Source organism: Frankia sp. CeCAU1 (genome assembly GCF_977971845.1).
Window position 1 is genome coordinate 23,297 of record NZ_CDWWXA010000018.1, and the last position, 20,385, is coordinate 43,681.

General features: G+C 71.3%; 12 protein-coding genes. 3 read left to right on the forward strand and 9 right to left on the reverse strand.

Annotated features, from left to right (window positions below; genetic code table 11):
- The 3 genes from AC08OO_RS05690 to AC08OO_RS05700 form a co-directional block, all read right to left on the reverse strand.
- Positions 1–303, reverse strand: a 303-nt coding sequence (locus tag AC08OO_RS05690; RefSeq protein WP_476618300.1) for a hydrogenase maturation protease, incomplete at its 3' end; no start/stop codon positions are given.
- 13 nt (positions 304–316) lie between these two features.
- The gene (locus AC08OO_RS05695; RefSeq protein ID WP_476609164.1) at positions 317–1,924 is read right to left on the reverse strand and encodes a nickel-dependent hydrogenase large subunit; all 1,608 of its coding nucleotides are present in this window, start codon (positions 1,922–1,924) and stop codon (positions 317–319) included.
- An 89-nt stretch (positions 1,925–2,013) separates the two neighbouring features.
- Entirely contained in the window at positions 2,014–3,036 is a 1,023-nt protein-coding gene (locus tag AC08OO_RS05700) for an NADH-quinone oxidoreductase subunit B family protein (RefSeq protein ID WP_476618301.1), read from the reverse strand.
- A 226-nt stretch (positions 3,037–3,262) separates the two neighbouring features.
- Here AC08OO_RS05700 and AC08OO_RS05705 point away from each other — a divergent pair, with 226 nt between their 5' ends.
- Together AC08OO_RS05705 and hypB are read left to right on the forward strand one after the other, a co-directional pair.
- Complete coding sequence (locus tag AC08OO_RS05705; protein WP_476609163.1) at positions 3,263–3,919, forward strand: hydrogenase maturation nickel metallochaperone HypA; 657 nt, start codon at positions 3,263–3,265, stop codon at positions 3,917–3,919.
- Between the two features lie 6 nt (positions 3,920–3,925).
- Positions 3,926–4,840 carry a hydrogenase nickel incorporation protein HypB gene (hypB, locus tag AC08OO_RS05710; RefSeq protein WP_476618302.1) on the forward strand — a complete coding sequence of 305 codons (915 nt, stop codon included), beginning with the start codon at positions 3,926–3,928 and terminating at the stop codon, positions 4,838–4,840.
- A 277-nt stretch (positions 4,841–5,117) separates the two neighbouring features.
- Here the strand turns inward: hypB and AC08OO_RS05715 are convergent, their stop codons facing one another.
- The 6 genes from AC08OO_RS05715 to AC08OO_RS05740 all read right to left on the reverse strand — a co-directional run bounded on the left by AC08OO_RS05715 (position 5,118) and on the right by AC08OO_RS05740 (position 16,580).
- Positions 5,118–5,339 carry a hypothetical protein gene (locus tag AC08OO_RS05715; RefSeq protein ID WP_476606602.1) on the reverse strand — a complete coding sequence of 74 codons (222 nt, stop codon included), beginning with the start codon at positions 5,337–5,339 and terminating at the stop codon, positions 5,118–5,120.
- Positions 5,340–5,542: 203 nt separating this feature from the next.
- Positions 5,543–6,829, reverse strand: coding sequence for a TIGR02679 family protein (locus AC08OO_RS05720; protein ID WP_476609161.1), 1,287 nt, complete (start codon positions 6,827–6,829; stop codon positions 5,543–5,545).
- Positions 6,826–11,109: a TIGR02680 family protein gene (locus AC08OO_RS05725; protein WP_476609160.1), complete on the reverse strand. Its 4,284-nt coding sequence runs from the start codon at positions 11,107–11,109 to the stop codon at positions 6,826–6,828. The genes AC08OO_RS05720 and AC08OO_RS05725 overlap by 4 nt, the downstream gene beginning before the upstream one ends.
- Complete coding sequence (locus tag AC08OO_RS05730) at positions 11,106–12,374, reverse strand: TIGR02678 family protein (protein ID WP_476609159.1); 1,269 nt, start codon at positions 12,372–12,374, stop codon at positions 11,106–11,108. Before AC08OO_RS05730 ends, AC08OO_RS05725 begins: the two co-directional genes overlap by 4 nt.
- On the reverse strand, positions 12,371–14,179 hold the full coding sequence (locus AC08OO_RS05735) for a TIGR02677 family protein (protein ID WP_476618303.1): 1,809 nt from the start codon (positions 14,177–14,179) through the stop codon (positions 12,371–12,373). The genes AC08OO_RS05730 and AC08OO_RS05735 overlap by 4 nt, the downstream gene beginning before the upstream one ends.
- A 961-nt stretch (positions 14,180–15,140) precedes the next feature.
- Positions 15,141–16,580, reverse strand: coding sequence for an FAD-binding oxidoreductase (locus AC08OO_RS05740; protein WP_476609157.1), 1,440 nt, complete (start codon positions 16,578–16,580; stop codon positions 15,141–15,143).
- Positions 16,581–16,954: 374 nt separating this feature from the next.
- Here AC08OO_RS05740 and AC08OO_RS05745 point away from each other — a divergent pair, with 374 nt between their 5' ends.
- Complete coding sequence (locus AC08OO_RS05745) at positions 16,955–20,365, forward strand: helicase-related protein (RefSeq protein WP_476609156.1); 3,411 nt, start codon at positions 16,955–16,957, stop codon at positions 20,363–20,365.
- The last annotated feature ends 20 nt before the right edge of the window (positions 20,366–20,385 follow it).

Genomic DNA, 20,385 nt, shown 5'->3' on the forward strand with positions numbered 1-20,385 from the left:
GGTCCCGGGCTCGGCCCCGGTGCGGCTGGCGTCGACGACAACGACCCGGCGCGCGCCGCGCATCGCGAACGCCGTGTCCATCCCGGCGGTCCCCCCGTCGACCAGGCGCACCCCGGCCGGGACGCCCGTCTCGGCGAGCCGGCGGACAAGGATCGGCCCGACCCCGTCGTCACCGCGCAGCAGGTTGCCGCAGCCGATCACGGCCACCTCGCACCCTGGTGGTTCGAAACCGGGCGGATCGACCTGCACCCGCGGCCCGACCGGGGGCCGCGAGGCGGCACCCGCCTCGCGATCCCCGGTCATAGGTCGGTCCCGGTCATAGGTTGTCGTTGATGACGAACCTGCTGAGCTCCCGGCCGGTCCTGCCGTCGTAGGCGTGGACCGTGCAGACCAGGCACGAGTCGAAGCTGCGGGCCACGTGGCCGAGCTCGATCGGGTTCTCCGGATCCACGATGGGCGTGCCGACGAGGGCCTGCTCGATGGGACCGGGCGCCTCGGAGCCGTCGCGGGGGCCGATGTTCCAGGCGGTCGGGGTGACCACCTGGTAGTTCGCGATCTTTCCGTCCTCGATGACGATCCAGTCCGAGAGCGAGCCGCGGGCCGCCTCCGTGGAACCGAAGCCGCGCCCTTGGGTGTACTCCACCGGCTTGAGGTGAAACGGCTCGCGCAGGTCCAGCTGGTCGAGCCAGGCCCGCGTCCACTGGTAGTACCTGGCGGCCTCGTGCATCCGGGCCAGCAGGCGGACCATCACCGACGGGCCGATGGCCGCCAGGATGTCCCCGAACAACGGGTCGTCGTCCTGGTGGGCACCCGCGCCGGGAGCCGCGGCGGCGACGCGGCGGGCGAGTGGCCCGGCCTCCAACGGCAGGTATCCGTGGTTCGGCACCTCGTACCGGGGTGACTTCGCCCAGCTGTACTTGCCCTGCTCCCGGCCGCGCGCCGGATCGATGGGCCGGGTCTCGCCGTCGAACGGGTGGCGCGCCTCGGTTCCCTCGTAGAACGAGTGGGTGACGTCCTCCCGCACCCGGGCCTGGTCGAACTCGAAGTACCCGCCGCCCGCGTACACCCCGGACCGGCCGATGAGTGCCGCGTTGCGGCCGGAGATGGTCGGCCGGGTGTAGAGGTCGGGGGCGAAGTACGTCCCGGTCGCCAGGTAGTTGCCGACTCCCTGGCCGTAGCGATCCAGGCCGATGTCGAGGCAGTACCGGAGGAAGAAGCCGCAGTCGCTGTCGTGCTGGGCGGGGTTCTCGTCCACCCAGGCGAGCACGTCCTGCCAGGTACGGTTGGCCAGCCAGCGCTCCACCGAGCAGCCGAGCCACTGCTTCTCCAGCCAGTTGACCTTCCAGTGCTCCAGGATGGCGATGGAGCGGGTCACGTCCGACAGCGTCGGCGCGCACATCACCCCGCCGGGCACCATGAAGCTGGAGTGCGGCCACTGCCCGCCGAAGATGGCGTAGACCTCCACCGGCTTGGCCGACAGCACCACCGCCGGGCCGTAGCTGCTGCCGGTGTAGGGCGCGAACCGCCGTACCGCCTCCTCATACAGCGGCGAGGAGGCGTATTTCCGGTTCGTGAGGTCGATGGCGAACAGCGCGTAGAAGCAGCGCGGGATGCTCTGCAACGTCTCGCACGCCTGCGCGATGTTGCGGACCAGCGTCGCGTTGGGCGGCATCTCGGTGCGCCACGCGACGTCCAGCGCGTACGCCGACTTGTACAGGTGGCTGCCCCCGCAGATCCCGCAGATCCGCGGGGTCACGATCAGGCCCGCCTGCGGGTCCTTGCCGCGCAGGATGATCTCAAAGCCCCGGAACATCGCCGCCTCGGTCCACGCCGAGGTGACCACCCCGTCGTCGATCGTGACCCGGACGTCGAGGTCGCCCTCGACGCGCCCCAACGGGCTGACGTTGAGATCGACGGTGGCCATTGGAATCCTCTCTTCCCCTCGTCCGTTCCTCGCGGTCTCCGGTCGGAGCACGCGCGGTCATCGGCTACCGGCTACCGGCTACCGGCCGGCTAGACGACGAACATGTCCTCCTTCGACCACTGCGGGGCGACTATCCGGGCAGCTGCCGCGTGTGCCAGGTAGCCGAGGTGGCCGCTGCCCGCCGGCACCTCCCGTGGAATGAGCCCGCCGACCTTCCGGGTCCTGAAGATCGTGCCGGGGGCGAGGTCGAAGAACGGGAACTCCGGCTCCGTGCACCCGATGCACGGCATGCCGGCGCGGGTCTTCGACGACTGGCGGTTCCACAGGATCCGGTTGCACGGGGAGTGGGTCATCGGGCCGCGGCAGCCGAACTCGTAGAACAGGCAGCCCTTGCGGGTCCCGTCCCCGAAAGCCAGGGTCGACTGCTTGTATTCGAAGTACTCCGCCCTGGTGCAGCCGGTCTGGGTGAATGTCGTGAAGAACGTCCGTGGCCGGTGCAGCTCGTCGAGCGCGATGTCGGCGGCCCGGCCGGTGGCCAGCGCCACGATGATCTGCGTGATCCAGTCCGGGTGGGCCGGGCAGCCCGGAATGTTGACGACGGGCAACCCGGAGCGCGACCGGAAGTCCGGGCCGAGGAAACCGCCGCGTTCACGCTTGTGGAACTGCAGCCCGGTGGAGTCCGTCGGGTTCGGCGCCGTCGCGGGGATCCCGCCCCAGCACGCGCAGTCCCCGATCGCCACCACCACCTGGGCCCGGGCGGCCAGCTCACGCACCCAGTCCTGCATGGGCCGCTCGGCGAAAACGTCGAAGCTGCCGGTTCCGTCCGGGCCGCGGATCACCGAACCCTCGAAGACGAAGATGTCGACCGGCCGCGCACCCCGCGCGCAGTCGGTGAACAGCTCCCGGGCCTGGGCGCCGTTCTCCAGCCCCAACGACGGGTGCCAGAGCAGTTCCAGCCCGAAGTCGGTGATCAGGTCGACGACGTTGGGCTCGTCGGCGTTCAGGAAGGACATCGTGTTGCCGCTGCACGCCCCGCCCTGGAACCACAGCACGGATGACATCAGTACTCCCTTCGTCGGACGGGCCGTGGTCGGCACCGCGGTCCGCCGCACCGCCCACCTCCACGAGCGGACCGAGCCCTCCGGCGAGGTGATCGGAAGCCGCTGGGTCGGGTGATCGTCGGGTGGCCCGTCGCCTCACGGAGACTTCCGGCAGAGCAAACGCTATGTCCCCCAACGCCGGACGCCCATCGACAGTGCGCGGAGGCTGCCACCAACGCGCAGTCACCAACGCGCAGTGCGGTTTGGTGAAGCGCACACGACCGGGCGAGAGTGGGGCATGCACCGGCCATCCCAGCCCGCCCTCATCGACGCCCGTGGGGCGAGCGCCGAGGCGCGGCCCGGCGAAGCGGTGAGCCGGTGCGATGCCGGCTCGGGCGGGTCACCGGATCAGGCGGGTCGCCGGAGGGTGCCGGGGGAGGACCGGGCGATGCACGAGCTGTCCGTCTGCCGATCGATCGCGGGCGTCGTCACCCGGCACGCGGCCGGTCGGCCGGTCACCCGGGTGCACGTCCGGGTGGGTCAGCTGCGCCAGATCGTGCCGGAAACCCTCGCCTACTGCTGGGAGCTGATGAACGCTGGGCCCCCGGAGAACGCTGGGCCGCCGGGGAACGGCGCCGATCCCCCCGGCGGGCAGGTGCTGGCCGGGTCCGTGCTGGCCGGGTCCGTGCTGGAGGTCGAGAGCGTGCCGGTCAGTGTGTGCTGCCGGGTGTGCGGGACCCGCGGCGAGTTGGCGGACCGGGCGCTGCGCTGCGGCACCTGCGGCGCGGCCGGCGTCACCATCGTCACCGGCGAGGAGTTCCTCGTCACCTCGTTCGAAGTGGCTCCCGACCCGGCGGCTGTCGACCCGGCGGCTGTCGACCCGGCGGCTGTCGACCCGGCGGCTGTCGACCCGGCGGCTCTCGGCTCGGCAGCTCCCGACACCGTGGAGGCGTGACACGCCGTGGGTCGCTTCCATCCCCACCCGGAAGGGGCGCATCCCCACCCGGAAGGGGCGCATCCCCACCCGGAAGGGGCGCCGCACGAGTACTCGGGTCCGCACCCACCGGCCGGGGTGTCCGTCGGGGACCATTCCGGCTATGGCACCGGGCCCGAACGGGTCGAGGTCCTCGAGCGGATCCTCGGGGAGAACGAGCGGGTCGCGCTGGCGAACCGGGCCGCCTTCGACGCCGCCGGCGTCACGGTGGTGAACCTGATGTCCGCTCCCGGCGCCGGTAAGACCACCCTGCTGGTCGAGACGCTGCGCCGTCTCGGCCCGCAGCTGCGGGTCGGGATCATCGAGGGCGACATCGAGACCAGCATCGACGCCGACCGCCTCGACGGGCTCGGCGCGGCGATCGCCCTGATCAACACCGGTAACGGGTTCGGCGGGGAGTGCCACCTGGACGCGCCCATGGTCGCCTCGGCGCTGGGCCGGTTGCCCCTGCGCGACCTCGATCTCGTCGTTATCGAGAACGTCGGCAACCTGGTGTGCCCCGCCGAGTTCGAGGTCGGGGAGGACCTGCGCGCGATGGTGTTTGCCGTCACCGAGGGCGAGGAGAAGCCCCTCAAGTACCCGGTCATGTTCCGCTCGGCCGACCTGGTGCTCGTCAACAAGACGGACCTGCTTCCCCACCTCGACTTCGACCTTGAGGCGTTCCGGAAGAACCTCGCCGACGTCAACCCGGGCGTGGCCATGCTGGAGGTCAGCGCCCGTACCGGCCAGGGGGTCGACGCCTGGTGCGCGTGGCTGCGCGCCCTACCCGGACAGCGCCCGGAGCCTACGATCGGCGGGGCCGCGCTCGATGACGACGGGGATCCAGCGCGGGCGGGCGCTCGACGGCGGGCGTCTGGAAGGCGGCGGTCTCGACGTCCGTGACCACGACATCGATGATCTCGACATCAGACAGCCCGAAGTCGGGTGCCTGGAAGAGGCGGATCGTCAGAGGCGGAGGCTCCTGCCGCGGCAGAGACCGCGGCGGCTCCGACGCGGAGAAGAGGGGGATCGAGGCGGTGGCGATGAGATGTCTCGCTTTCGGGGTGGGGCTGCCGAGTGGAACGAGGGGTAGGACGTCAGAGCGGTGACAGGCTTCTCCGTGGGACCTTCCGCCGCCTACGTGGCGTCTTCGGGTTCCGCGAATCGAAGCCTCATGGCGTCAGAGACGGGACGTCTTGCTGAACGGGCTCAGAATGCGTTCCTGCTGGGAACCGAAATCGACGAGGACGGCGACTTCTGCTTCGACCCCGGTTACCTGGCCGAGACCGTACATGTCGTGGGTGACCCGGTCTCCTACGGCGAACCGCTTGCACGGCGGGGTGACCGGGGCCTTGAAGGGGCTGGTGGACAGACGGGGCCTGGGTACCGCTGACTTGGTCATCGCCTCCAGTCTGCGCCTGCCGCACCGGGCGCCGCTGGTCGTCGTTGACGAAGACCAGCCGGTCACCGCTGCTCTCACCGGCCATGGCGCCCGGACGAGCGAGGTTGCCGACCTGCTGCCCGCGCGTGTCGCCGGGACTCTACCGGCCGCACCCTTGAGCGCCTGGCCTTTATCCACCGAGTGTTACAGAGTGTTGTCGAGTGTTACCAGGCCTGTGGGGCGCCGAGGTCGTCGATCAGCTCGGCGAGGACGAGTTCCTCGTCCACTCTGATCGCATGGTGCTCCAGCGCGGGGCGCAGGTCGGGGTCCCAGGCCGCGTCGACCGGCCGGCCAGCCAGCTCGCCGCCGGTCACCGTGGTCAGCGCGGCCTGATAGGACCGGGCGTCGAAACGCCATGGCCGCCAGCCGATCCGTTCCCGCAGGCCGTTGGCGATGCGGATGCCGCCCCAGTCGAAGTCGCCGTGGTAGGCGAACCGCGCGCCCTGGCCGGCGAGCGCCGCGAGCAGGCCGATGACGGCGGCCGACGGCTGGCCGTTCACGCACACCAGCGGCGGGGTGCGGCCCGCCAGCTCGTCGGCGGCGCTGGCCAGCACGATCGGATTCTCGCACAGGTACACCACTCCGAGGCCCACACCGAGGTCGCCGCGGTCCTGGCCCGGGCCGACCTGGCGCAGAGTGAGCACGCAGGGCTCCCCCGCCTCGCGACAGATGGCCAGGATCCGGCCGGTCGGGCTGTCCGCCCCGCCCGGCAGACCCAGGCAGAGCACCGTGGACGACAGTTCGTCACGGTGTACCCCGACAGCGGCCCACGCGGCGCGACGGCCCGCGGCCGAGCCGTCACCCGCAGGGTGGGATCCGCCCAGTACCCGGGCCGCCGCCAGGGCCAGCGTCGCCAGCGGCCGGCCGTCGTCGAGCGCGTGCGCGTCGCCGGTGCTGGTGGCGGCCAGCCGGCCCAGCGCCACGCCGGGTGAGGGCAACGCGTCGAGCACCCGGACCAGGTCGGCGGCCAGCGGCATCGCCGCGTCCGGGGTGCCAGTCAGCCGGCGCAGCAGGCCGGTGCTGTCCAGCCAGGACCGCCAGGGGGTGAGTTCGGGGCGCCGGGCGAGAAGGTCGTCCAGGGGCTGGTGCGCCTGCGCCCAGGCCCGTGACTGCGCCGCGGCCAGCTCCGCCCGCTCCGTGACATCCCCGGTGAGCTGGCGGACGGCGGCGGCGAGTCCGTCCGGCGCGGCGCCGCTGGACCGCAGCACCGCGTCGACCTCGTCCAACGACACGGACAGCGAGGCGCCGGTGCCGGCCCGGCGGCCCAGCAGCCGCTCGACCCCCCGCCGCTGGTCCGCGCTGGCCCGGCCGAGGGTGACTGTCCCGGTGAGCGGCCGGCCCAGCTCGATCCTGCGCCGTACCCGGTCGAGCAGCCATGCCGTGTGCTCACCGCCCAGCAGACGACGCAGCCGTTCCACATCGCGGGCGGCCCCGGTCGACGCCGCGCTCACTCGAACGGTAGGGGCTCGGTGTTGTCACCCTGCGCCGGACGGAGCGGCTGGGGCCGGTCGGGCTGGTCGGGCTGGTCGGGCTGGTCGGGCTGGTCGGGCCGCTCGGGTTGCTCGGGTTGGTAGGGCACCGGCCGGTCGACGCGGGTGCGCTCGTGCCCGTCCCACCGCCACGGCGTGACGAGCACGGCATCGATGCCGTCCCGGCGGGACAGCTGCGCGATCGCCAGGCCGGGGACCTGCGGGTAGCAGCCCCACTCGCGCTCGCTGGTCATCACCACATCGAGGTCGAACGCGGCGAGCAGGCCCAGGCACTTGGCCCGCGAGTCGTCGTCCACCCCGGCGAACGCCTCGTCCAGGGCGACCAGGCGGGGTGCGTGCCGGTTGCCGGAGGAGTCGTAGAACGACGAGGCGGCCGCGAACAGCGGCACCGACGCCGCGAGCACCCGCTCACCACCGGACGCCGGACCGCTCGCCGGCCGCCACTGACCGTCCTGGAACCGCTGCACAGCGAACTCGTGCCAGTCGCGGTAGTCCAGGGCACGGGTCAACTGCTCGGCCCATCCGCCGGTGGTGTCCGCGCTGTGCTCCCGGTTGATCTCCTCCTGGAGGAACGCGCCGACGGCGGTCCGCTCGGCGGGGCTCCAGGCGTCGGCCGTCTGCCGCAGCAACCGGTCGCGCACCGCGCCGAGCCCCTCGGGGGCGCTGCGCGCGACCCGCCACTGCAACCGCAGCCGCATGCCGGTCGACGTGGGCCGCTGCGCGAGGTCCGTGTTGATCCGGCGAACCTGGCTCTCGGCGTCGCTGATCAGTTCCTGCAAGGCGCCGGCCACCTCGTTCACGAGGTGGTTCTCCAGGATCTCGCGTTCCTTCGCGGACAGCAGCATCGCCCGCTGCCCGGTCTCCGTCTCCAACGCGGCGACCAGGGCCGGGATGTCCTGCTTGCGGCCCTGGAACAGGACGTCGACCACGATCACGCCGTCGGAGACGACCATCCCGACCGAGTGGCCGTGCCGGGACAGCGCGTCGGTGAGAACCTTGTGCTCGGCCGACACCCGCTGCTGCGCCAGCTCCCACCGGCGGTCGGTGTCGTCGACGTCGTCGAGGGCGGCGTTGACCGCCCGGGCGAGCGTGATCGCGGGGTACGGTGCCCAGCCGGCAGCCGGGTCCGGGATCTCCAGGTCCGGGACGGCGACCGCGAGCAGGCCGGTGGCCGCGAACGCCCGGAGCCTCGCGACAGCCGCCTCGCGTTCGGCCGCGGCGGTGGTGATCGCCTCCCGCAACGTCTCACGCCGGCCGTGAGCCCGGCCCCGGGCGTCGAGCGCATCCCGTTCGGCGGCCCGCGACTGCTTCTCCTGCTGCCCGCACCGGTCGAGTTCGGTGTCGACGGCGGCCAGTTTGCGGAACAGTTCGTCGACGGCGGCGCCGGCCGTCTCGACCAGGACCCGGTGACGTTCGGCGGCCGCGTCGGCCTGCGTCTGCGCCTCGGCGACCGCCTCGGCCGTCTGTTCCTGGCGTTCCAGCGCGAGGGTGAGTTCGTGTTCCGCCTCGGTCGCCGCGCGGCGGGACCGGTCCAGCGATTCCGCCGCCGGCCACAGCGCGGCCAGCTCCGCCCGGTAGTCACCCAGGGCGTCCCGGACGTCGGCCAGCGCGGCCGGCTCCGCGGGCAGGCGCACGTCGCCGGCGAACTCCTCGGCCGCCGCCCGCGCCTCACCCGCGGCCTGCTGTCGGCGGGCCGCGACAGCGGCCGCCTCCTGGTGCTGGGCGTCGATCCGCCGCTTGGCCTTGTGCTCCGTGGCCAGCTGCGCGTGCGCCTCGCGCAGGTCGCCGTCGGAGGGCCGGGCCCCGTGCTCGGCGGCCAGCGAGAGCTGCCGGTCGGCCAGCTCCGCGGCGGCCGCGGCCAGCTCTTCGAACCGTAGCTCGATCCGGGTCGCATCGGCGCGCAGGTGGTCGAGCCGGACCCGCCTGGCCGCCTCGCGGGCACCCTCACCGATGTAGCCGGCGGTTTCCTTGCGCCAACCGCCGGTCAGGACCCCGTTACCGAACCGGCCGTCCACGGTGACCCAGGTCTCGGTGTCCGAGGTCTCGGTGGCCGCCGGCCCGTGGACCAGGGAGCCGCCGGCCGGGCCGGGCCCGCCGCGCAGGCCGATCGTCGCGAGGACGGCGGCGACCGCGGTGTCGCTCAGCCGGGCCGCGCGTGCGTCGTCGCGGTCGATCGCCGGCGTGAGCACCGCGGCCAGCCCACCCCCCGGCGCAGGCCGCCCGGGCGTGACCAGAACGTCGTCGCTGACGGGGTTGTGCAGCCGCCCGTCCGGGCCGACCCAGGCGTCGAGGATCCCGGCGGCCTCCAGCGCCGCCTCGATTCCGGCCCGGTGCTCGTCGGGCACGCCGTCGACGAAGTCGACGACCTTCCACAGCGGGGCGCCGTCCCGGCCGTCCCGCCCGTGCTCGTCGCGGGTGTGCGGGGCCGGCGGCGAGTCGTGGCCACCGGCCGCCAGCCGCTCGATCTCCTCGGCGAGCCGTTCGAGTTCCCGCCGGGCGGCCGTCTGCTCGCCGTCGAGGACGGCCTGCCGGCGCCCGAGGTCGGCGGTGGCCAGCCGCGCCGCCTCGTCCACCGCGGTGGCGACCGGGTTGGACCCGTCGAGTGTGTCCACCCAGCCGGCCAGGGCTGCCAGCGCGGCGTCCGGGTCGGCCGGCCGCAGGTACGCGCAGCCGGCCAGGTAGGCCGTGCAGGCCGCGACGAGGCCCGCCCCGCGCTGGGCGGTCAGGTCCTCGGCCGCCGCGATCCGCTCGGCGGCGGCCTGCTGCTCGGCAGTGATCCGGTCCATGTCGTCCCGGGCCGCGCGTAGCGCCACGTCGGCGTCGGCCGCCGCGCGCAGCAACCCGTCGAGGCGGTTCACGGCGGCGCCCTGCTGCCCGACCAGGGCCTCGGCGGATCGCCGGGCGTCGCGGTACGGCGGTTCCCCGCCGTCCAGCTCGGTGAGCACTGCGGCGTGCCGGCCGGTGACCAGGGCGGCCTCGGCCGCCAGCCCGGCGGCCCGGACCGCGGCGTCGAAGCCCGCCGCGTCGGCCTGGACCATGCGTTCCGCACCCGTGAGCCGGCGCTTCCGGTCGCCGGCAGCCTCGGCCGCGGCCCGGCTGTCCCGCTCCCGCTGGGCGGCGAACCGGGCGAGTCGCCCGGCATCCTCCTCGGCGCCCCGCAGCGCCGCCGCGTCGCGCATCTCCGGGCTGTCCCGCAGCGCGTCCCGCCGGGCGGTCAGTGTGGCCTTCGCCTCCTCCACCTCGGTGAGCGCCTGCTGCGCGGCCGTCAGGGCCTCGACCGCCGCCTGATGCGCGGCGTCGGCCTCGGCGAGATCCCGCCCGTGCTGCTCGTAGCGGCTGTGCGCCTGCCGCGGCGGCGCGGCGTACCGCTTCGCGGCCACTCGGGCGTACCGGCGGTAATGGGTCAGGAACGCCTGCGCCGCCGTTTCCGCCTCGGCGAGGGCGCGCAGCGTCTCCCGTTCCTCGTCCAGACCCCGGAACGCCTCGGCCACGATGACCACGAGCGCGGGGTCCAGCGGCGGCAACGCCTCGGTGAGCGCCCGGGAGAGCAGCTTCTCGTCGGGCTTCTTGGACAGTTGCGGCTGGCGTAGCTGGATCAGGAGGTTGACCAGGGCCTCGTACCGGTGCCCGCCGAGACCGAACAGCGCTTCGTCCACGGCACGGCGGTAGTCCGACGCGGTGTCGTACACCGCGCCGTGGCCGTCGACGGCTTCTTTCAGTTTGTCCCTGGTCAGCGGCACCCGGGTCGGGCTGACCAGGGACAGCTGCGGACCGATCCGCTGGCGGGTCACGAAGAACCAGTGCCGGACGATGCCGCGCCCGCTGACCGCCTTCAGGCCGGCCCCGATCGTGCGGTACTCGGGGATGCCGTCACCGCCCAGCCGGCCGAACTCCAGCCAGGTGTAGCCGAGCCGCTCGGGATGCGGATGCCGGCCGCCCAGCAGCAGGTTCCATTCCATCCGCTTGTTGCGGTCACCGTCCGGTTCGACCCGGTGCGCGGCCAGCTCGCCGTCCAGCAGGAACGGCAGCGTCAGCGCCAGGACCTTCGACTTGCCGGTACCGTTGTTGCCCCGCAGCAGCAGCCGCCCGTCGTGGAAGTGGAACTCTTCCACGTCGTAGTAGAAGAGGTCGACCAGGCCGGCGCGCAGCGGCTGCCAGCGGTCCTCCCGGGCCGGTACGGGAATCGAGGCCGGTGCCGTGGGCGATGCCGGTGTTGCGGGCATGCGGGTCGAGGTGCTCATCGGCGGCTCGTCTTCTTCCTTCTGGCCGGACCGCTTCTGGCCGGGCCGGCGGCGCCCGCCCGGCCGTCGTGGATCGTCGGCGCCTCGACGGCGTAGCGCGCGATCGCGGGCCGGGCGAGCACCGCCGGCAGCTCGCCGGCCCGGCCCGGCAGGTCCGTGACCAGCCGCAGCGCGCGCAGCTTGTCCAGCGCCATGGCGAGCAGCTCGGCGTCGGCACCCGGTTCGGTGACGCCCCGCCGCCAGTAGGTGGAATGCTCGGCTGCCATCTTCCGAACGTATCCACGCAGCTGGCCGACCGGCACCGGCTCCGCGGGATCCGGCCGGGTGGCGAGATACTCGGCGACTAGCAGGGTCACGTGGCCGTCGGTGCGCTGTTCCGGCATCCGTACGTCGGTGAGCTCGTCGTCGGGGTCGACCATCGCGATTCCCTCCGCGCGCATCTCGGCGATCAGACCGGTGGCGTCCTCGATCCGTCTGGTGATCGCCCGCCGCTGGCTGATCAGGTAGGCGCGCTCGTCCTCGGCGAGCTCGTCGTAATAGACGACGGGATCATCGAGCAGCCGGCGGGTCAACCGGTGGCGAAGCGACCGGTTGCGCAGGTCGTCGGTGTCGGGGACGGGCTCGTGGGTCAGCTCGGCGAGCCGCGCCCCGATGTCGTCGGCGTCGATGGTCGACGGGCCGCGGGTACCGGTCAGCAGCGACGCGAGCACCCTGCGGCGTACGTCGTACAACGCGTCGCCGCTGTCGCGCAGATAGGCGTCCTCCTCGCCGGCGACCCGATCCAGCACGCCGAGCGCGAGCAGCAGCCGGACCACCGCCACGAGGTCGGAACGTTCGTCCCGGCGGCTGAGGGTGAAGGTGACCCCGGTGCGGGCCAGTTCCGGGTCGCTCGCCGCGACCAGCACCCCTTCGGCCAACCGGCCGAGGGTGATCTGGGTGTCCGCCCCCTCCAGCACTGACAGCGCGAGACACAGCAGGACGTAGCGGCGCCGCCCGAACGGCGCTCGGCCCTTCCCCTCCCGCGCCGGGTGCGTGTCGTCCTGGATGGTCGCCGCCGTCTTGAACAGCCGCGCCGATTCGGCGTCGACGACCAGCCGCCAGCCGGTTTCGGCGGCGAGCCACTCGCGCAGCTCGGACGCGTGCCGGCGGACCAGCCGCAGGACCTCGTCGTCCGCGCCGGCGGTGCGTAGCGGCCCGGCCAGCAGCGCGCGCAGGGCCCTGCGCCGCGCGGCCCGGTTCTCCTCGGCGACCGAGTCCGCCGTCATCCGGACACCCGTCCGGTCTCCAGCAGCTCGAGCCGGTCTGGCCCACCGGCGAGTACGACTGGATCGAGGTCGTCTATCCGGCCATTCGGATCGTTTTGCCGGCTTCGGCCATTCAGGCCGTTCAGGCCGTTCAGGCCGTTCAGGCCGTTCCAGGCCGCCGGACGCGATGCCGCACCGGCCAGGTCGACGATCTCGACGGTGTGTTCCGGGCCGTCCAGGACGCCATCCTCGGTCTCGATCCGCGCCACCCCCCCGCCGGGGACGAGGGTGAGCCGGATCAGGACCGTGCCGTCGCTGGACGTGGTCTCCACCTCGGTATCGCCCGGCAGCCTGGCGGCGAGCGCGTCCCCGAGCAGGCCGAGGAACAGCCGGAACGCCTGCCGGTCCAGGACGCCGAGCTGGGACAGCAGCACCGGCCCGTCGGTGGCGAGCCGGGCCCGAGCGGACGCGGCCTGCTCCGCCTCCCGCGCGGCCTGCTCGGCGAGCAGCCGCCGCTGCCGCGCGCGGTCCGTGACCCGGTTCGGCGTTCCGCGCCGCTCGTAGGAACCGGTCCGGCGTAGCTGCGGGCTGATCCGCATCGGCGGCGCATCCTGCCACGGCGTGTTCGGTGCCGGCTCGTCCTCCTGCCAGGCGGCGACGGTCTCCTGGCTGACGGTGAGATGCCGGGCCGAGGCCAGGCCGAAGGCGGCCCGCCACAGCCGGTGGGCCGCCGCGTCGTCAGGGGCCTCGGCAAACCAGCGAGCGAGCGTGCGGAAGTCCGCCGACCGGTCCGAACGGCCGGTACGGCGCTCGTTGAGTGCGGCGACGGTGTCGATGAGCTGGGTGATCGCGGTGATCGCCGCGCCCCGCAACAACCGTGCCTGGGAGGGACGGCGTGAATCCGCCGACACGAACCAGTCGTGCAGGCCGCGCCAGCGGTTGCGCCAGCCGTCCAGGGCCGCGGCGACCGCGGCGTCGTAGGCGGTCCGAATCCGCTCGGCGTCGGTTCGCCCGGCTCCGGTCCGTCCGGAATCGGATGCCCCGGAGCCGGATACCTCGGGCACGTCGGGCACGGCGTCGGTCGCCTCCCGACGGGCCGCGAGCAGCAGCAGGCGTTCGACGCCGGCTCCCTCGACCTGACCCAGCAGGGTGGCGATCTCCGCGCCCCGGTTCGCCAGCTCGGCGATGAACCGGTTGATGTAGTCGATGAGCCGTTGCTTGTAGGCGAGGAACGCGTCCACGTCACCGTCCGAGAAGTCGATCACTCGGCGGAGGGACGTCATGAACGCCTGAGCGTTGTCGGCCAGTCCGGTGAACCGCTCCGCCAGCCCCAGCAGCAGCAGGTGTACCTTCGCCGGGTCGAGATCGGCGGCGTCGCCGGCCGTCATCTCCACCAGGGCGCGCAGCTGGGCGGCGATGTCCTCCAGCGCCACCGACTGCAGGGCGCCCCGGCGGCCGATCGCCACCTCGTAGACGGCGATCGCCTCCTCGGCCGCCTGCCCGGCCGGGGTCAGCTGGTACAGGTAGCGCGCCCGGTGGAAGTCCGCCACCGTGGTCACCCGGCCGGTGTCCGGGTCGGCCCGCAGGTTGCCCCACTCAACGAGCTTGTCCAGCGCGGCGACGATCGACTCGGTCTGCCCCGGCCGCCCCAGGTCCGCGATCACGTCCTCGGGGCGCATGTGGACGATGAACCGGTCCCGCGCCCGCGCGAACGTCGTCAGCACCTCCCGGTAGACGTCCGCGTTGGGGGCGCTCAGGTGCGCGAACGGCTGCCGGGGCGGCGCATCACCGCCGGCTGCCGGCCCGGTCTGTCCGTCGCTCGTCACACCGCCCAGTATCGCCCACCATGCTACCGCGTGAACGGCGGGTGACCGGCTACCAGCGACGCTGCTGGGGAAGACGGGAGTCTGCGGGGTCGTCGGTGGCTGAAGCGACGGCCGAGTCTGGCAGGCCTGGACCAGCACCTCGATGCCTCACCTACTCCGCGAACTGATCGACATGCTCGCCGCCGGACACCGGCTCTGCTTCTACCTACCCAGTAGGTCACAAACCATGAACTATCGATCACAGTAAATCGCCGTCGATTACGTCGGAGATTGCTGCGATTCACGTCATTGGTGAAATGATTAGAGCCCGATGGCGGGGGTATCTCTGGCTCGCAATCCAGTGGGGAACTTCCCCGGGGAGATGGCGGTGCGACACTGGAGGGGGCGGAAATGGCGCTCAGGAAAAGCCCGAAGTATTTTCTGATGGTTGTGATCGTTGCGCTCGGGACAATTTTGTCTGCGGCTCCTTCGATGGCTTCCCCGCCGAGAAGCACGCCTGGCGCGGTCCATCGCAGTGATGTACATTGTTATTGGCGCCATATGAGCGGTCACTGGGTCTGGGGGCATGGACACCGGACCTGGATTCCCCCGCGCACGGTCAGGGTCTGTCGCTGAGATTCCAATAAAACAGGCACCGATCGCAGGAATCCTTGCGGTCGGTGAGGAGATCTTTTAGAGACAAGTGTTCCGTCCTTGTGCGCTCGCGCGGGGACGGAACGCCAAACCTCGGATGCCCGTTACAACGTCCGCCTCGCCCACGACCGAGGATGAAGAACTGTGCGTGGTGTGGGCTACGGCGCGCCAGCGAGCCTGGCCGGTCGTCTCGGTGGACGAGCGGGAGAGCCTACAGGAGACCCTGGAGATTCTCGCGGACAGTGATGCGGTGGCGTCGATCCGTCAGATGCGTGAGGAGATCGCCCGAAAGGTGGGGACGGTCATCAGCCCCAGTCCCAGCGCAGGCTCAGCTTTCGGCGGGGGGGATGTTGGGGTTGAGCCGGAAGCGGTTCTCCGGGTCATAGGTGCGCTTCACTCGCCGCAGCCGCTCGACGTTGCGCCCCCAGGCCCGTGCCCGGTCGGCGTCGTCGAGATCCGCGTCGCCGCCGAAGTTGAGGTAAGTGCCCGATGCGGCCCGAAGCCTGACGGCCTCGCCGTAGGCATTGCGCACCCAGCGGATGTTTGCGTCGTCTTCGGCGGGGTCCAGCCAGTTTCCGTCGATGCTCAGCAGGTACCGAGCGCTGCGGTCACCGAACGCGGTTTCGGTTGTCCCTACACGTGACATGGCGCCTCCCAGGAGAGGCAGGTGCACCATCGTCGTCGGGTGCGGGCGGTCGTGGCTGATGCGCGCCACGAACGTGGTCGCGTCCTCATCGAGTCTGTCCAGGTAGACGGACTTCCAGTAGCTCTGGAGTCCGCCCTTGGGGAAGAAGGGATCGAGGGAGGATTGCGCTGTCCGGTACGACCGGGCCTGGCTCATATCGGCAAGCGGCGTGCCAAACCCGGAAAGCGCCCGGCACGCTCGCTGACCCTCGTCCGGGGCGCCGGCATACAGGGCGGCCGTGATGAGCACGTCGCGGTTGTGCACGGCGGGCGGGAGCGTCGGTGCATCCGGCAGCGACCACAGGAGGGCACGGCTGGTGACCTCGTCAGGGACGGTGGACGTCCAGTCCTGCCAGCGGGAAAGCACCTCGGTAACGGCGTCGACCGGGTGGACGATCATGCTGTTCCAGACCATCGGGCCCAACGGATAGGCCTCGAACTCGAAGGACACCACCACACCGAAGTTGCCGCTCCCGCCACGCAACGCCCAGAACAGGTCCTCATGATGTTCGGTCCCGTCGCACCGTATGATCTTGCCGCTGGCTGTCACGACCTCGGCGGCGCGCAGCGCATCACAGGCCAGACCGTACTTGCGGTGGAGCCAGCCGATTCCGCCACCGAGTGTCAGACCCGCGACGCCCGTGGTCGACACGACCCCGCCAGGTACCGCGAGCCCGTACAGCTGCGTCTCACGGTCGACGTCGCCCCAGGTCGCACCACCCGCCACCCGCACACGTCGCTGATCCGGGTCGACCCAGACACCCCGCATCATCGACAGATCGATCATCAAACTGTCGTCGGCCGTGCAGCTCCCGGCGATGCTGTGGCCGCCGCCGCGGACAGCGACGAGCAGGTCCCGCCTGTAGGCGAGGCTGACGGCGTCGACGACGTCGGCGGTCCCGGTGCATCGGATGATCAGACCGGGTCTGCGGTCGAGCATGGCGTTCTGGACGACCCGGATGTCGTCATACCCCAGGTCGTCCGACGTCAGAACCTGCCCGCGGAAGATCGCGCGGATCTCCTCGACCGTCTCGTCCGAGAGCGTCTGCCGTTCGCCATCCAGCGTGAGTATCTGTGCCGACATCGAGCGATCTCCCCTCCGCGCCTGCCGATGTCTCCGGTGGGCATCGGTCTGCGTTACCCGCTTCTTACAGGGTGACGCCACGGCTGGATCGTCGCTAGCGTGTTCGTCCCGCAGGAGGCAGCCAGTTCGGCGAGTGCGGCCAAGATTGCCACTCCGAACCCGGCCCACCGCCATCTCGTCTCTGCGCCGGACAGCGGCGTGCCTGCGGAATAGGAAGCTGGCAGGTCCGTCGCTGGCGCCTGGCGTGGCTGCCGGGGGTGCGGGCGCAGCCCGCCCCGGTCCGCCAGCGCGTCGGTGGCCGGGATCCGGGTCCACGAACCGGACTGTCGGACCGCTCCAGTAGCGTTGGCCGGCTGTCTATCGGGAGGTCAGTCGTGCTGCTGGAAGGACTCAAGCCAGGGCTGCGCGTCGACGGGCTCATCCCCGCCGAGGTCATCACGGTCATTGCCGCGCAATGGCACGGTTCCGACGCGCTCGAACTGACCTACAAGACCGCCGCGGGTAGCCTCGGCCAGCAGGTCGTGTTCCGCAAGGACCAGGACAAGCTCAGCGTCGCCCAGACCGGCAGCCGCGCCTTCGATGCCAACGCCAGCGACTTCAAGCTCGTGGCCGAGGCGCAGCGCATCTCGCTGGCCGGGCTCTTCGACCCGATGCTTGCCGTCGCCACCAGCGACGTGCAGCCCCTCCCACACCAGATCCGCGCGGTGTACGGCGAGCTGCTCCCGCGTACCCCGCTGCGCTTCCTGCTCGCCGACGACCCCGGCGCCGGCAAGACGATTATGGCTGGCCTCTACCTCAAGGAGCTGCTGCTGCGCGACGACGTGAAGCAGTGCCTCATCGTCGCGCCCGGCGGGCTCGTGGAGCAGTGGCAGGACGAGCTCTTCTTCAAGTTCGGCCTCCGCTTCGATCTGCTGACCAACCAGCTCATGGACTCCCAGGTCAACCTCAACGTCTTCGAGACCAACCCGCTCCTCATCGCACGAATGGATCAGCTCTCCCGCAACGAGCAGCTCCGGGCCCAGCTCAGGGAGACCGAGTGGGACCTGATCGTCGTCGACGAGGCCCACCGCATGGGCGCCCACTACTTCGGCGGCAAGCTGGAGAAGACCAAGCGCTTCCAGCTCGGGGAGCTCCTCGGCGAGATCACCCGCCACCTGCTGCTGATGACCGCGACCCCGCACTCGGGCAAGGAGGAGGATTTCCAGCTCTTCCTCACCCTGCTCGACAGGGACCGGTTCGAGGGCCGGCAGAAGAAGACCACGGACACCAGCGGGATCATGCGCCGCCTGGTCAAGGAGGAGCTGCTTACCTTCGAGGGCAAGAACCTCTTCCCCGAACGTGTCGCCGAGACCGTTCCCTACGAGCTGACCGCGTTGGAGTACGCCCTCTACGCGGACGTCACCCACTACGTCCGCGAGGGGATGAACCGGGCCGACCGGCTCGGCGGCAAGCGCAAGAACACCGTCGGCTTCGCGCTCACCGTTCTCCAGCGGCGACTCGCCTCCAGCCCGGAGGCGATCTACAAGAGCCTCGTCCGCCGTTCCGAGCGCCTGGAGGGCAAACGGCAGGAGATCCTCAACGGCACCTACCGCGAGTCCGAGCCGACCGTCGACCTGGGCGAGATCGACGAGGACGGGTACAACGCCGAGGAGATCGAGGAGCTGGAGGAGGACCTGCTCGACGCCGCCACCGCAGCGCAGACCGTCGAGGAACTCAACGCCGAGCTGATCGAGCTGGCCGAGCTGATGAAGACCGCCAAGATCGTCCGCGACGCCGGCGCCGACCGCAAGTGGACCGAGCTGTCGAACATCCTCCAGGACGAGGTGCTGACCGCCGACGCCAACGGCTGGCCGCGCAAGCTCATCATCTTCACCGAGCACCGCGACACCCTCGACTACCTCCGGGCCAGGATCGGCTCGCTGCTCGGCAAGCCCGACGCGGTCAGGGCGATCCACGGCGGCGTCCGCCGCGGCGAGCGTCGCCAGATCACCGAGGAATTCACCAAGAACCGCGACGTCCAGATCCTCCTGGCGACCGACGCGGCCGGGGAGGGCCTCAACCTCCAGACTGCCCATCTGATGGTCAACTACGACCTGCCGTGGAATCCCAACCGCATCGAGCAGCGCTTCGGCCGCATCCACCGCATCGGCCAGGACAAGGTCTGTCGACTGTGGAACCTCGTGGCCTCCAACACGCGGGAGGGTGAAGTCTTCACCCGTTTACTGGCCAAGCTCGACCAGATGCGCCAGGATTACGGCGGCAAGGTCTTCGACGTCCTCGGTGAAGCCTTCACCGAGACCCCGCTGCGCGCCCTCCTGCTCGACGCCATCCAGTACGGCGAGCGCCCCGACGTGAAGGCGAAGATGCACGAGGTCATCGACGCCAGCGTCGGCGATGGCCTCAAGGACCTGCTCGACGAGCGGGCGCTCGCCTCAGAGCACCTCGCCGAGGCCGACCTCCAGCGGCTCCGCGCAGCGATGGATGAGGCCCGGGCCAAGAGGCTCCAGCCGCACTACGTCGAGCTGGCGTTCAAGGCGGCCTTCACCCGTCTCGGTGGCCGGATCGCCAGGCGTGAGCGGGGGCGCTACGAGATCGCGAACGTGCCCCAGCACCTCCGCTCGGCCGGCAGGGGACCGATCGCGACGAAGTACGACCGCGCCACCTTCGACCTTGCCCGCGTCCAGCCCGAGGGACTCGCTCGGGCCGACCTGCTCGCGCCCGGCCACCCGCTCCATGACGCGGTCATGGACGAGACTGTCCGGCAGTTCGGCGGCGCACTGAACCAGGGCACCGCGCTCGTGTCCTCGACCCTCGAAGAGCCACACCTGCTCGTGGGCGTCGTGGAGGAGGTCGCCGACGCCACCGGCGAGTCTGTCGCGCGCCGTTTCGGCTACGCCTATGTCGACAGCTACGGCACCGTCAGCCCCGCTGGTCCTGCGCCGTACCTGGACTGCGTCGCCGCTCCCGCCAGCCCGGAGACCGACGCCGCACGCGCCCTTCCGTGGCTTGCCGAGGCCGAGGACAAGGCTACGAGCTGGATCATCGCGAACCGGCTCCCCGAGTACCTCGCCGAGGTCCAGCCCCGCCGGCTGGCGGAGCTGACGAAAGCCCGTGACCTGGTCACGAAGCGCCTTACCGCAGAGAGCGAGCGCCTGCTGTTCGAAGCGGCGATCGCCTCGGAGAATGAGCAGAAGGGCGAGAAGCCCAAGGAGTCGTCGGAGAACCTCAACCGCAAGGCGGTCGAGCTCGACAGCCGGCTCCGCAAGCGCCTGGAGCTGCTCGACCAGCAGCAGCTCATGTCCATCAAGCCACCCCGCCTCGTCACCGCCGCCCTCGTGCTGCCCGTCAGCCTGTTCGAAGACGAACTGCCGCCGTCCGCGCCGATGCACGCCAAGGAGACCAAGGAGGTCGAGCGCCGCGGAGTCGACCTGGTCCTGGCGCGCGAGCGAGAACTCGGCCGCCAGCCCGTTGAGCAGGCGTTCAACAACCCCGGCTTCGATATCTTGTCGACCGACGCCAACGGCGACACCTACCGCATCGAGGTCAAGGCCCGCCTCGACGGCGCCACCGACTTCTTCGTCACCCACAACGAGGTGATGACCGGCAAGAACGCCGTCCCGCGCTACCGGCTCGCGCTCGTCAAGGTTGACCCGCGCGGGGCGCAGCACGACAAGGTCCGCTACCTCGCCGACCCCTTTGCCGCTACCGACCTCGGCAACTTCGAGGCCACCGGCCTCCGCGGCGACTGGGCCAAGATGTGGGCCAAGGGAAGGACGCCGTTCTAACATCGCTGCACCCGTTTGCC